The sequence below is a fragment of the Anaerostipes hominis (ex Lee et al. 2021) genome, assembly GCF_002270485.1.
Taxonomy (GTDB): domain Bacteria; phylum Bacillota; class Clostridia; order Lachnospirales; family Lachnospiraceae; genus Anaerostipes; species Anaerostipes hominis.
Window position 1 is genome coordinate 17,496 of the sequence record NZ_NQOG01000002.1, and the last position, 14,177, is coordinate 31,672.

Below are 14,177 nucleotides of genomic sequence, written 5' to 3' on the forward strand. Positions count from 1 at the left end.
GAGGAGTGATCATGGACAGGACATCGTTTCCCTACTATTATGATATCGTTGGCAGTTTTTTGCGAACAGAGACATTGAAAGCTGCCAAAAGACAGTATAAACAGGGTGATATGAGTGCAGTAAAATTAAAGAGAGTTGAAAATCAGGCGGTCAGGGAACTGGTCAGGAAGCAGAAAGAAGCAGGACTTAAGGCAGTTACCGACGGAGAACTGCACAGAAGATGGTGGCATCTGGATTTTCTTTGGTACTTGAACGGAATCGAGAGAAAGAAATATAAACGGAGACCGGACATTTTCAGGGAAGAAGAGACAGAGCCGGAGACGCTTGCAGTCTGCAGCAGGATCAGCTTCGGCAATCATCCGTTTTTAAACCATTTCCGGTTTCTAAAGTCGATTGCCGGGAATACGGCGACTAAGATGACGATTCCGTCACCGGCTATGTTCCATTTAATCTGCTGTGTACACTCTGAGTCATACCAGTCGATTCCGCTTTACAGGAATGAAAAAGTTTTGTTTGAAGATATCGTCAAGAGTTATCAAATAGCGCTGAGGGCTTTTTACAATGCAGGATGCAGATACCTTCAGTTTGATGATGTCTCCTGGGGAGAATTTTGTTCCGGGGAACGGAGGGAGGTTTATCGGAACAGGGGGATTGACACAGAGAACCTGTCAGAGCATTATGTCTGGCTGATCAACCAGGTGCTGAAAGTGAAACCGGAGGATATGGCGGTGACCCTTCATATCTGCCGGGGAAAGTTCCATTCTGCCTGTATGATATCAGGAAGCTATGAGGCAGTGGCAGAGCAGTTATTCGGTAATTGTCTTGTGGACGGCTTTTTTCTGGAATATAATGACAGTGCGCAGGCCGGAGATTTCAGGCCGCTCAGATACATAAAGAATCAGAAAGTTGCGCTTGGATTGATTTCTACCAGGTCTCCTGTGATGGAAAAGGATGAAGTAATTCAAAAGAAAATTATGGAAGCATCGTCCTATGTTCCGCTGACACAGCTTTGCTTAAGCCCGCAGTGCGGATTTGCCTCAGAAAAACAACAGAGATTTTTGACAGAGGAACAGCAGTGGGAGAAGATCAGGAATATGAAGAGAATTGCGGAGGAAGTATGGAAGATACCGGCAGGGGCTTAGAGCCCGCTGCCGGCGGCAAAAGATTATGCCAGAGCCCCGCCCAGGGTTCCTCCGGCTGCGCACAGAAGCATTGCGGTGATGCGCTCTCCGCTCATCAGTGCCTGGTTCTGATCCAGGAGAAGGGAGATCAGAAAGAGTACGGCAAAGTACAGAAGGCCTACGGCCAGGCCCCAGAGGAATTTTCTCTTTCCCATCCTTTTGCCGATGATAAACCCTGCAAATACAGACGCAGCCACATAGGTAAAGGTTACACCAAGGTTTGCCACTTTTGTGCTGACTTCGGTCTGATACATAATAAAAGCCAGAATACATAGAATAATTCCTGTCAATATGTAGGAAAAGATTAAGCTTTTTAAGATTGAAATACCGATATTTTTATTTTCCATGGGATGCCTCCTTTTAGTAAGATTTTATGCAGGAGGGGGTCATTCTATGACACATAGAGAGAAAGGACAGACGATGATTGACTTACATTTGCACTCGGATGCTTCGGACGGAACACTGAAGCCGACAGAGGTGCTGCGTGCAGCCAAACAAAAGGGACTTTATGCGTTCGCACTCACCGATCACGATACAGTCGGAGGAATTCCGCCAATCCTTTATTCGGGAGAACTTACAGATATTCATTTTATGCCGGGGATCGAGCTTTCATGTGAGGCGGAAAAACACGAGATCCACATACTGGGTTATAATATTGATATCTGTGATCAGAAACTCCTCGAAACACTGGAGGGGCTGCGTAGAGGTAGAAGGCAGAGAAATCTCTCCATGATTGAAAAGTTCCGTGAGGACGGGATACCGATGACGCTCGAAAAACTTCTGCATGGCAACGAAGAGACGGTGATCACCAGGGCACATTTTGCAAGAGTGCTGATCGAGGAAGGATATTGTGCCAGTAAAGATCAGGCATTTAAGAAATATGTGGGTGATGGATGCAAATACTATATTCCAAAGCCTTATTTTGCGCCCGGGGATGCGGTCAGGCTGATCAAAGATGCAGGAGGCACTGCGGTTCTGGCGCATCCGTTTCAGTATCATCTTTCCAACGCGGATCTTGAGGAACTGATCAGGGAGCTGATCTCTTACGGCCTGGGGGGAATAGAGGTCTACCATTCTTCCCATCATCACGGACAGATCGTGAAGCTCAGGCAATGGTGCAGGAAATATGGGATGCTGGCCACAGGAGGTTCGGACTTTCATGGGAGCAATAAACCGGACATTGAGATCGGGACGGGACGGGGCAATTTAAAGGTCCCGGATCACCTCTACGATGAACTGAAGAACTTATTGTAATTCCGAAATGAATATGATATAATGGGCAAGTTAAAAAGGGAATAAGAGAGATTCATATTGAAGGAGGAACTTGGCATGAAGCACATTAAGACTCTAACGAATAAAACATTGCAGAACACAGTAAAGAAAGGCGGATGCGGTGAGTGCCAGACATCCTGTCAGTCAGCATGCAAGACATCCTGCACCGTAGGAAACCAGAGCTGCGAACACAGCAAATAACCCACGGTGGGAAAGAGCAGAAGAATGAGAGGCGGTTCCTTTTTGAACCGTCTCTTTTCGTTAAGGACAGATAAAGGAGAAGAAGCAGCGTGGTTTATCAATACAAAAATAACGGATATAATATGGTGCTGGATGTGGAGAGCGGATCAGTCCACGTCGTGGATGATCTGAGCTATGACGTTGTTGGGCTTTACGGCACCCACACTTTGAAAGAAATACAAAAAGAACTTTCCGGATACGATGCCGGGGAGATCGAGGAAGTCTATGAGGAAATCAGGCGTCTGGAGAGCGAAGGGGCACTCTTTACAAGGGACGAGTATGAGGATTACATAACGGAGTTCAAAAGGCGCCCCACCGTGGTCAAAGCACTCTGCCTGCACATTGCCCATGACTGTAACTTGGCGTGCAGATACTGTTTTGCTGAAGAAGGGGAATATCACGGGGACCGTTCGATGATGAGTTTGGAGGTAGGAAAACAGGCATTGAATTTCCTCGTTGAAAACTCAGGCAGCAGGAGAAACCTGGAAGTGGATTTCTTCGGCGGGGAGCCGCTGATGAACTTTGAAGTTGTAAAACAGCTGGTGGCTTACGGCAGGTCTCTGGAGGAGAAACACAATAAAAAGTTCCGTTTTACTCTGACGACCAACGGCGTCCTTCTGGATGACGATGTGATGGAGTTTGCAAACCGTGAGATGGCCAACGTGGTCCTGAGCATTGACGGGCGGAAAGAGGTTCATGACAAGATGAGGCCTACCAGAAACGGTAAAGGCAGCTACGATCTTATCATTGATAAATTTAAAAAGTTTGCAGAGATGCGAAACGGAAAAAGTTATTATGTGAGAGGTACTTTCACCCATGACAACCTGGACTTTTCAAAAGACGTGCTGCACCTTGCAGACGAAGGTTTTGACCAGATTTCCGTGGAACCTGTGGTAGGACCCGAAGAGGAGCGGTACACGATCAAAGAAGCCGATCTTCCAAAAATCATGGAAGAATATGACCTTCTGGCAAAAGAAATCATCCGGCGGGAAAAAGAAGGGAAGGGCTTTACGTTCTTCCACTTCATGATCGACCTTACCGGAGGACCCTGTGTGGCAAAACGCCTTTCAGGATGCGGATCGGGAACCGAATATCTCGCGGTGACACCGTGGGGAGATCTGTATCCGTGTCATCAGTTTGTGGGGGAAGATGAGTTCTGTGTGGGAAATGTGTTTGACGGAGTCACCCGCCGTGATATTGTCTCTGAGTTTAAGAAGACCAGTGTTTACTCGAAAGAAGACTGCAGGGAGTGTTTCGCCAGATTTTACTGCAGCGGGGGATGCAGTGCTAACTCTCATAAACTGAACGGTACGATCAACGGTACCTATGAAGTGGGCTGTAAGCTGGAGAGAAAGCGAGTGGAGTGTGCACTGATGATAAAGGCTGCATTGGCTGATCAGAGTGAAGAATAAAGGAGCAGAAAACTTATGAAGACAAACAAAAATAAGAAGGGAAGATACGCTGTCGGGATTATCCTGCTGGCCGCGTTGTGTGTGTTTGGAGTTTTTATCACCGCAAAGGGGCTTGGGAAAAACAAGATAGGCCGTGCAAAAAACATCGAACTGGGTCTGGATCTGGCCGGAGGAGTCAGCATTACCTATGAAGTGGACGGCAAAAATGTATCTGATAAAAACATTGACGATACGGTATATAAGCTGCAGAAGCGTGTGGAAGGATACAGTACAGAATCCGAAGTCTACCGTCAGGGTAAAAACAGAATCAACATCGAGATCCCGGGTGTGACAGATGCCAATAAGATCCTTGATGAACTGGGACAGCCGGGAACTCTGGCATTTATGGTCCAGGACGGCAAGTCCATGAAGACAGTTCTGACCGGAAATAACGTCAAATCCGCAAAAGCACAGACAACCGAGGGAGACAATGGGGCAAAAGACTATGTCGTAGCCCTGGAGTTCGACAAGAAAGGAACCAAGGCATTTGCAGATGCCACAAAGAAGAATGTCGGAAAACCGATCTATATCATATATGACAATCAGATCATCAGTGCGCCGAACGTGCAGACTGTCATAACTAAGGGAGAATGCAGCATAACAGGAATGGAAAGCTTTGAAGCCGCCGAGAATCTGGCATCTTCCATCCGGATCGGATCGCTCCCTGTAAAATTAAAGGAACTGCGCTCCAATGTGGTTTCCGCCAAATTAGGAGTGGATGCCATCCAGACAAGTGTCAAAGCCGGTGCCATTGGATTTGCATTAGTCTGTATACTGATGATCGCCCTGTATTATCTTCCGGGAGTGATCGCATGTTTTGCGCTGGCCATCTATGTGCTCATGACGCTGCTGGCGCTGAATGGATTCAATGTGACGCTGACCCTTCCGGGTCTGGCCGGTATCATACTCGGTATCGGTATGGCGGTGGATGCCAATGTCATCATTTATTCCAGAATCAAGGAAGAAGTGTCGCTTGGCAAAAATGTGGGAACTGCCATTAAGTCGGGATTTCACAAGGCTGCCTCAGCCATTATCGACGGAAATGTGACCACGCTGATCGCGGTGGCAGTCCTCTGGTTTAAGGGGACCGGAACGGTCAAGGGATTTGCGCAGACACTCGGTATGAGTGTCCTGATTTCCATGTTTACAGCCCTGGTCATCAGCAGGTTTTTGGTTACCGCCGCATACAAATTCGGTCTGAGGAGCCCTAAACTCTATGGAAAAGCGAGAGCTTTAAAAGAACGGGATTTCATCGGAGTCAGCAGACGGTGCATGGCGGCAGCGCTGCTTGTGATCGTTGTAGGTCTGGCATTCCTGCCGGTCAATAAATCAAAGATTGGGTCGCCGCTTAATTTTGATTTGGAATTTTCCGGAGGGACATCTTCTACGATTACATTTGATAAGAGTGTAAAAGTAGACGACAGCCTTGAGAAGAAGGTAGTATCTGCCTACGAAAAAGTCAGCAAATCCACTTCGGTCCAGGGACAGAAAGTAAAAGCAAATAATCAGATGGTAATCAAGTCTGTGGAATTGAACCTTAGTCAGAGGAAGCAGATCGAGAATACCATGAAGAAAGATTTTAAGGCAAAATCCGTTGCCACTGAAAATATAAGCTCTACTATCAGCAATGAGATGCAGAGGGATGCAATCGTTTCCGTGGTGATCGCAAGTATCTGTATGCTGATCTATATCGCCATCCGGTTTAAAGATGTGAAATTCGGAGCCAGTGCCATCATCGCACTGCTGAATGACGTGCTCATCGTCTTTGCGGCATACTCTATCGGAAGGCTCTCCGTGGGGGGAACCTTTATCGCATGTATGCTTACGATCATCGGATACTCTATCAACTCTACCATCGTCATATTTGACCGTATCCGGGAGAATATACAGGAGGCGGACAATACACAGCTGAAAGGCATTGTAAACAGGAGTATCATCCAGACACTCACCAGATCCATCAATACGTCGCTCACTACGTTTATCATGGTGTTTGTACTGTTCCTGATGGGAGTGTCATCCATCCGCCAGTTCGCTTTGACCCTGATGGTCGGCGTTGTGTGCGGGGCATTCTCCTCTGTGTGCATCACGGGACCGCTCTGGTACTTTATGAAGACAGGGTTTAAGAAAGAGCAGAAGGCTGCTGTCACTGACCATAAAACAGAGACCGAAAACGGGCAGGAGACCATTGCTGCGCCAAAGCCTAAGAAAAAGAAGAAGAAAAAGAAAAAAGGAATCCGATAGAACATTTGAAAACTGTGATCAGACAAGAAGTTTGATTGCAGTTTTCTTACATCACGAGAAGGGGACAAAAAGTTACTTATGGAAAAATGGTTTATCAGCAAGAAGAAAGCAGATTTTATCCGGATCGGAGAGAAATTCGGCATCGATCCGGTCATAGCCAGGCTGATCCGGAACCGGGATATCACGGGAGAGGAGGAGATACGCAGGTACTTATCCGGGACTCTTTCGGATATTTCAGATCCGTTCATGATGAAGGACGCAACGGAAGCATGCAGACTGCTCCATCATGCGATCCGTGGGGGCACAAGAATCAGGATCATCTCTGACTATGATGTGGACGGGGTGATATCTAATTATATATTGTGGAAAGGCCTCAGTGATCTCGGAGGGAGTGTGGACTTTACCATTCCCGACCGCATCCAGGACGGTTACGGAATGAATTCGGAGATGGCTGTGAATGCCAAAGAAGACGGTGTCGGACTGATCATTACCTGTGACAATGGGATCGCCGCTTTTGATCCGGTAAAAAAAGCAAAAGATCTGGGCATAGAAGTCATTGTCACAGACCATCATGAGGTTCCGTATCAAATGGAAGAAGGCAGAAAGAGGGAGATCCTGCCGCCGGCGGATGCGGTCGTGAATCCAAAACAGGAATCGTGCGTATACCCCTATAAACAGCTCTGCGGGGCCGGGGTGGCGTTTCAGCTCATGAGAGCACTTTACCGAATGGAGGGCAGGGAGGATAAGAACCTGGAACCGCTGCTCTGTTTTTTGGCCATCGCCACAGTATGTGATGTGGTGGATCTCACGGAGGAAAACCGCATTTTTGTGAGAGAAGGGCTGAACCGAATCGGTATTACTGAAAATACTGGTCTGAGGGCGCTTTTAAGGGTACACAATCTTGAAGAGGCATCTGTCAATTCTTATCATTTAGGGTTTGTCATCGGCCCGTGCATCAACGCCAGCGGAAGACTGGAATCGGCGGAAAAGGTTTTAAGACTGTTCATGGAAAAGGATATGGCCGCCGCAGAAGAGACAGCTCAGGAATTGAAAGAGCTCAATGACCAGAGAAAGGGAATGACCAACGAGGGAGTCAAAAAAGCGCTGGATCAGATAGAACAAAATGGATACGGGGAAGACAAGGTCCTCGTGATCTATCTTCCGGACTGCCATGAGAGCATCGCGGGAATCATTGCCGGGCGGGTCAAAGACAAGGTGCACAGGCCGGTTTTTGTATTGACCAAAGGAAGAGAGGGGATCAAAGGTTCCGGACGTTCCATCGAGAACTATCACATGTTTGAAGCCATGAATGAAGTGAAGGATGTCTTTACCAAATTCGGGGGACACGCCATGGCTGCAGGGTGTTCTCTGTCAGATGAGTCGAAAGTGGAGGAATTCCGCAGACGGATCAATGGCTGCTGTGATCTTAAAGAGGATGATTTCATAAAAAAGGTTTCGATCGATGTGGATATGCCGATTGACTATATTTCTGCAGAACTGGTGCGCCAGATGGCGGTGCTGGAGCCGTTTGGAAAGGAAAATAAGAGGCCTTTGTTTGCCCACAGAAAACTTTTCATTGAAAGAATCCAGGTATTCGGCGATAATAGAAATGTAATCCGGCTGTCGCTTTTAAGTAACAGGGGAACAAGAATGACGGGCATGATCTTTGAAGAGGAAGATATATTCCGTGAAAAGATGGGAGAGGGAAAGCAGTACATCACTTGCACCTACTATCCGGATATTAACGTATACAGGGGAAATGAGAGCCTGCAGATACGGATACAGCATTACTTTTTTACCTAGGGAGGACAGTTATGAGCCAGATTAAATTGGTAACCATGGATTTAGACGGAACTTTGCTGAATGACCAGAAGCAGATTTCGGAACATACGAGGGAAGTACTTGAGGAAGCAGCGAGGAGAGGCGTACATATTGTGCCGGCCACAGGGCGGATTTACAAAGCAATCCCAGATTTTATCAGGAATTTAGAGGGAGTCCGATATGCCGTCTGCTGCAATGGGGCGACGATCTATGACGCTTTGGAAGATAAAATTATATACAAGAACCACATTCCGAAAGAGACAGCTCTGACTCTGCTCAGGAAACTTACTGAATATAATTGTACCAGAGATATTTACAGGAACGGCCAGGGCTATATGGAAGGAAAATTCTATCATCATTTAGAAGATTTTGATATTAAGAGCCAGCAGAAAGACCTTATTTTAAGAACCAGACAGGAGATCAATGATCTGGAAGCCTATGTGGAAGAAAACAGTGACGGCATTGAAAAGATCAGTGCCTTCTTTGGTGATCTGGAAGAGAGAAAACGTGTCATGAAGGAACTGAGTGATCTGGGGATTGCCAGCGTTTCCAGCGCACTGTTTAATAATATAGAGATTACTCAGATGGGATGTGACAAAGGAGACGGGATCACACAGCTTGCAAAACATCTTTCCATACCGATCGAGGAAACGATGGCGTGCGGGGATGCAGCCAATGATACATTTATGATTCAGGCAGCGGGCTTCGGTGTAGTGATGGAGAATGGAATGGATGAACTGAAAAATATAGCAGACTTTGTTACAAAATCCAATGAGGAAGACGGAGTCGCCTATGCCATCGAGCGGTTCGCGCTGAACTAAAGGGGAACGAAAGATCATGAAGCTTTTGCATATGGCTGACCTGCATTTGGGCAAGACAGTAAATGGAATGAATTTCATAGAAGATCAGAGACATGTGCTTACACAGGTACTGGAACTGATGGAGAAGGAGCCCGTTGACGGGCTCCTTTTGGCAGGAGATATTTATGACCGGAGTATTCCTCCGGCTGAGGCTGTGACCTTGTTTGACTGGTTTCTGACAGGTACGGCAAAGCTTATGGTGCCTGTTTTTTTAGTGGCGGGAAACCACGATTCGGGCGAGAGGCTGGAGTTTGGGCAGAAGCTTTTCGGACAGCAGAACATTTATATGGAAGGGACGCTTAGAGAAGAATTCCCCGCTGTCAGGCTGGAAGATGAATACGGGCCGGTCTGCCTGCACCTGCTTCCGTATTTTAAGCCGGCTGAGGCAAGAGCATTGTTTCCTGAGGATGAGATCCGCACACATGAAGATGCCATGCGCTCCGTCCTCGCCCGTCATCCGGTGGACAGGACAGAGCGGAATGTGCTGGTCACCCATCAGTTTGTCACAGGGACGGAACCTGTCAGGCAGTCTGATTCAGAACTGTTGCTGAGTGTGGGAGGGACAGAACAGATTTCTTACACCATTTTTGAAGACTATGACTATGCTGCACTTGGGCATATCCATGGCCCTCAAAAAGCGGGAAGGGAGACCGTGAGATACAGCGGTTCCCTACTTAAATACTCTTTTTCTGAAGAATTTCACAAGAAATCTGTGACGCTGGTTGAATTGAAAGAAAAAGGCAATATAACACTGACAGTCTACCCGCTCAGGCCCAGACATGATATGCGCCGGATCAAAGGAAAACTTGGAGACCTACTCGATCCGCAGGTGGTTGAGGCCGCCGACTGTGAAGACTATATCAGCGCTGTGCTGACAGATGATGAGGAACTTGCAGATCCTATGGAAAAGCTCCGTGCCTCTTATCCGAATATTATGGAACTGAACCTGGAAAAAAAACAGAGATCCGGTGGCGGTGAGGTTTATGCCGATGTCCGTGAAAAGACACCGCTGGAACTCGGGGAATCGTTTCTTAAGCTGACCTGCGGTGAGGCAGAAGAAAAGAGGATGGAATTTCTTAAAAAACTTCTGGAAGAAGGAGGATTGGACTCATGAAGCCATTATTTCTCGAGATCAGCGGATGGGGTCCATATGCGGGCAAAAACCAGATTGATTTTTCAAAATTTCAGGGAGGACTGTTTTTGATCACCGGGCCTACCGGCTCCGGGAAAACTACAATATTTGACGGGCTGACCTATGCTCTCTACGGAGAAGTCAGCGGAAGCATCCGCACGAAGGAAAATCTTAGGAGCGATTTCGCTTCACAAAAGGAAGATACCTATGTGATCCTCGAATTTACACACAGGAATGAGAAGTACCGGGTAGAGCGCCATCCGAAATATAGGAGAGCCAAAAGAAAAGGTTCGGGAATGACGGTAAAAAAAGAGGATGCTGTGCTGACTTTGCCTGATGGAACTGTAAAAGCGGGAACGTCCAAAGTTAACGAGGAGTTAGCCCGCCTCCTCTCTATTGATTATGACCAGTTCCGCCAGATTTCCATGCTGGCACAGGGGGAATTCCAAAGGCTGCTCATAGCAAAATCCAGTGACCGGGCAGAAGTGTTCCGCTCTATTTTTCATACGCAGATCTATAAAAGAATCCAGGCTTTGGCAGGTGAAAAAGCCAGAGCTCTGCTTGGTGAAATACGTGAGATCACAAATCAGATGGAAGAGGCGGCCAAACTGTCAGGAGAAGATCCGGCATACGAAGAAATGAGGGAAAACAAAGATTTCCCGTCTGTGATCGCTTATCTTAAGGCCGATTACAAGGAAAAGAAACAGCAGGCAGCCGAGGCTTTAATAAACAGCAGGCATAAGAGAGAAGAGTTTGACTCAAAGAAACAGATTTTTGAGCAGTCGAAGACAATATCTGAGGAGGCAGAAATTCTGGCTTCCAAGATCCGCAGTCTGGAAGAGGAATTAGTAAAGCTTAAAGAAAAGCGTGAGAATATCCGGAAAAAGAAGCAAGAACTTTACAGCCTCAGGGATGTGATGGATCTTAAAAAGGAGCGTCTCGGCGCATTAAAGGAGATCAAAGACCAACTGGAACGATTGGGACAGCTGGAAACAGAATATGAAAAAGCCAGTCAGAAAGAGTTCGGGCAGATCAAGAGGACCAGGATGGCAGTTTACCAGGAATGGCTTGAAGCAGAGGAAGAGGCAAAGGCTTCTTCTGAGATTTTTAAGCGTCTCTCAGATGAATTTGATCAGGCTGAATGCGAGTACCGGAGGGCAGATACATTAAGGAAAGAAGAACAGGGCACCTATATGGAGATGCAGTCCGCTTTTTATGCGGGCAGCATTGGCATTTTGGCAAAAGATTTAAGGGCAGGCAAACCATGTCCTGTCTGCGGTTCCATGGAGCATCCAAAGCCGGCCAGGGTTCCTTCAAAAGCTCCGGACAGGGAGCAGATGGAGGCACAAAAAGACCGGGCAGAAAAGGCAGAAGAACTTTTCCGTAAATGGTATGAAAAAATGCTGGAATTGAAAGAACAGAAGAATACGGCAGAGACACAATGGAAAAGAAAACAGGAAGAGCTCGGAGAAGAACCTGAATATGAGGAGATCACGCGAGAAGAAGCCTGTTCAGCGGAAAAGCTTTCCAAACAGGAGGAAGAAAGATGTCTGGCGGACATCAGAGAACAGCTGATGAAGGCAGAAGGCCAGATGAGGGCGTTCAGAGAACAGCTGAAATCGTGGGGCAAAGCGGAGGAACTCCAGGAGGAGCATCTCATGCTTTCAAAAGAGCTGGAAGAATATGAATCCGGGAAAGACCGGCTGACGGCAGAGAGCATCGAGTCGGAAACGGCGCTTTCCAAGACGCGGACTCTCCTGGAGGAACGCCGTGCGGATTTTGAGGAAAAGCAGAAACAGCAGGCTGAGCTTGAACGCGGGAAGGTTTCAAGAGGTGATCTGGAGAAACTGGAAGAAGAGATCAAAAAAACAGAGGAGGAAAGAGAACAGCTTGCCGTGCTTGTGCATCAGAGACAGAGGGCACTTTGTTCTTTAAAAGAGAAGCAGAAAAAGAGAGAAAAGCTTGAAGAGAGTTACGGCATTGTGGGAGATGTGGACCGGCTTTTGAGCGGAAATAATGCACTTCGTCTGACCTTTGAACAGTTTATTCTCATTACTTATTTCCGGGATATTTTAAAGGCCGCAAATATCAGGTTTCTGAAAATGACCGGAGGGCGGTATGAGATGTTTCGGAGTGAGACAGTCACAGATGCCAGAAAAAAAGATAATTTAGAAATAGAAGTAATGGATTATTATACCGGAAAGCGCAGGTCTGTAAAAACCCTCTCGGGCGGTGAGTCCTTTAAGGCGGCACTGTGCCTGGCATTGGGACTATCGGATATTGTCAGGAACAGCGCCGGAGGCATTGAGATCGAAGTTTTGTTTGTAGACGAGGGGTTCGGTTCCCTGGACAGTGAATCCTTAGAACAGGCAGTTTCCTGTCTCCAGGAGCTCTCCGGAAAAAACAGGATGATCGGCATTATTTCCCATGTTCCGGAGCTGTCTGAGCGGATTGAAGAAAAAATTACGGTCCGTAAGAAAAATATGGGGAGTATCATTGAGAAATTGTGAGAAAAGGATTATAATAAATTTTGGGGGATGGAGAATAAATGAGTGAGCTAAGGAGTGAATACAGAATGAACAAGCACATGAAATCCATCTGCTCTGCTGTACTATGCGGCTGCCTTGTAGTGGGCAGCAACACGTTTGCATACGGTCAGGAAGCGGCAGCAACGGCAAAGACAACAGAACAGAGCTCGGCAACAGATCAGACAACAGCGTCCGAAAGCACATCGACAACGGCTGCACAGACAGAAGCCACAACCACGGCACAGCCGCAGGAGACGACGGAACAGCAGACGACAACGGCGCATAAGGACCAGAAAACGACAAAAAAGAAGAAACAGACATCTAAGGCTTCTAACAAAAAGACAAAAAAGATCAAACAGAAAAACAAAGTCAAAAAGCTGAAAAAGAACAAGAATCTGAAGGAAGAAAAGACAGTTTCCAATATTATCCCCAAGATCTACAATGACACGCGTCTCAGCATGAAGGATAAGAAGGAAACCATCGCAGGTTTTACCTATTTTAATCAGGGAGATTCCGCCTGGAACCAGAATGGCTACTGCATTAAGAGCAGCGGCTGCGGACCTACTGCCATGGCAGTGTGTATTACCTCGCTGACCGGCAAGTGGGTAACCCCGCTTGACACGACTGTCTGGGCATATGAGCATGGTTATTACAGTAATGCAGGTTCTGCTCATGAAGTTGTGCCGGCCCTGGCTAAAAATTATCAGCTGGGCTGCAATGGACTCGGAACGGACTATAAGAAGATCAGGGATGCGCTTAAAAAGAAGCATCCGGTAGTCGGTCTCATGGGACCCGGCTATTTTACCAAAGGAGGACATTTTATAGCTCTGGTGGCGATCGATGACAAAGACCAGGTCACGGTTGCAGACGTGGGAAGCAGACAGCGCAGTACATACAAGTACCGTTTAAAAGATGTGATCGAGCAGTCTAAATCTGCATCCGCAGGAGGGCCGTTCTGGGAGATCTATAATCCCGGAAAGAAAGAGAAAGCTGCACTGAAGGCCAAGAAGTCAAGAGATGATGCGGAAAAGACAAAGGAACAGCGGCAGAAACAGCACCGCTATAATGACTTAAAAGCAGTCCTGGTGCAGCACCAGAGCGTTGTTGTTCCATTAAAAAGGGGAACCATTGTGACGGAAGAAAGCTTTGTGACTCTGTTGGATATTGATTCCAGGGATCATGTATCCGTAGAATTAAAAGAACAGGTGATCAAAGATTATTCTTTGAAGACGGTTGTGGATGAACTGCAGACGAAGGCGATCAGCCAGACCTTCTGGGAGATGACCCATCCGATGGAAAAGAGCCAGGGACCTACCCTGTCTGATTTCTTAAAAGATTAAACTGAGCAATAAGCAATACGGTCTGAACCGCGGACAGACGCGGTCAGGCTGTATTTTTTCTTTAATAATAAGAGTGAAAGGGTTCAGGCGATGAGGTGGATTTGTCTGCTT

Annotated in this window: 11 protein-coding genes; 10 read left to right on the forward strand and 1 reads right to left on the reverse strand. The window is 47.0% G+C overall.

Translation table 11 applies throughout. From position 1 onward, the window contains the following. Positions 1 to 11 precede the first annotated feature (11 nt). Entirely contained in the window at positions 12 to 1,142 is a 1,131-nt protein-coding gene (locus CI597_RS02510; RefSeq protein WP_024728313.1) for a 5-methyltetrahydropteroyltriglutamate--homocysteine S-methyltransferase, read from the forward strand. 23 nt (positions 1,143 to 1,165) lie between these two features. Here CI597_RS02510 and CI597_RS02515 read toward each other — a convergent pair whose 3' ends face one another. Beyond that, on the reverse strand, positions 1,166 to 1,528 hold the full coding sequence (locus CI597_RS02515; protein ID WP_006566410.1) for a TIGR04086 family membrane protein: 363 nt from the start codon (positions 1,526 to 1,528) through the stop codon (positions 1,166 to 1,168). 46 nt (positions 1,529 to 1,574) lie between these two features. Here CI597_RS02515 and CI597_RS02520 point away from each other — a divergent pair, with 46 nt between their 5' ends. The 9 genes from CI597_RS02520 to CI597_RS02560 all read left to right on the forward strand — a co-directional run bounded on the left by CI597_RS02520 (position 1,575) and on the right by CI597_RS02560 (position 14,066). Next, on the forward strand, positions 1,575 to 2,435 hold the full coding sequence (locus tag CI597_RS02520; RefSeq protein WP_235824527.1) for a PHP domain-containing protein: 861 nt from the start codon (positions 1,575 to 1,577) through the stop codon (positions 2,433 to 2,435). A gap of 75 nt (positions 2,436 to 2,510) precedes the next feature. Beyond that, the gene (gene scfA, locus CI597_RS02525) at positions 2,511 to 2,654 is read left to right on the forward strand and encodes a six-cysteine ranthipeptide SCIFF (RefSeq protein ID WP_006566408.1); all 144 of its coding nucleotides are present in this window, start codon (positions 2,511 to 2,513) and stop codon (positions 2,652 to 2,654) included. 89 nt (positions 2,655 to 2,743) lie between these two features. Beyond that, positions 2,744 to 4,105: a thioether cross-link-forming SCIFF peptide maturase gene (scfB, locus tag CI597_RS02530; RefSeq protein ID WP_024728311.1), complete on the forward strand. Its 1,362-nt coding sequence runs from the start codon at positions 2,744 to 2,746 to the stop codon at positions 4,103 to 4,105. A gap of 15 nt (positions 4,106 to 4,120) precedes the next feature. Beyond that, the gene (locus CI597_RS02535) at positions 4,121 to 6,385 is read left to right on the forward strand and encodes a protein translocase subunit SecDF (RefSeq protein ID WP_024728310.1); all 2,265 of its coding nucleotides are present in this window, start codon (positions 4,121 to 4,123) and stop codon (positions 6,383 to 6,385) included. 78 nt (positions 6,386 to 6,463) lie between these two features. Continuing rightward, on the forward strand, positions 6,464 to 8,188 hold the full coding sequence (gene recJ, locus CI597_RS02540; protein ID WP_024728309.1) for a single-stranded-DNA-specific exonuclease RecJ: 1,725 nt from the start codon (positions 6,464 to 6,466) through the stop codon (positions 8,186 to 8,188). 11 nt (positions 8,189 to 8,199) lie between these two features. Beyond that, a complete protein-coding gene (locus tag CI597_RS02545) occupies positions 8,200 to 9,027 on the forward strand; it encodes a Cof-type HAD-IIB family hydrolase (RefSeq protein ID WP_024728308.1) in 828 nt (275 codons plus the stop codon). Positions 9,028 to 9,043: 16 nt separating this feature from the next. Next, positions 9,044 to 10,180, forward strand: a complete 1,137-nt coding sequence (locus CI597_RS02550) for an exonuclease SbcCD subunit D (protein WP_024728307.1) — start codon at positions 9,044 to 9,046, stop codon at positions 10,178 to 10,180. After that, complete coding sequence (locus CI597_RS02555) at positions 10,177 to 12,708, forward strand: SbcC/MukB-like Walker B domain-containing protein (RefSeq protein WP_024728306.1); 2,532 nt, start codon at positions 10,177 to 10,179, stop codon at positions 12,706 to 12,708. The genes CI597_RS02550 and CI597_RS02555 overlap by 4 nt, the downstream gene beginning before the upstream one ends. Before the next feature lie 65 nt (positions 12,709 to 12,773). After that, positions 12,774 to 14,066, forward strand: a complete 1,293-nt coding sequence (locus CI597_RS02560; protein WP_235824528.1) for a C39 family peptidase — start codon at positions 12,774 to 12,776, stop codon at positions 14,064 to 14,066. Positions 14,067 to 14,177: the final 111 nt, after the last annotated feature.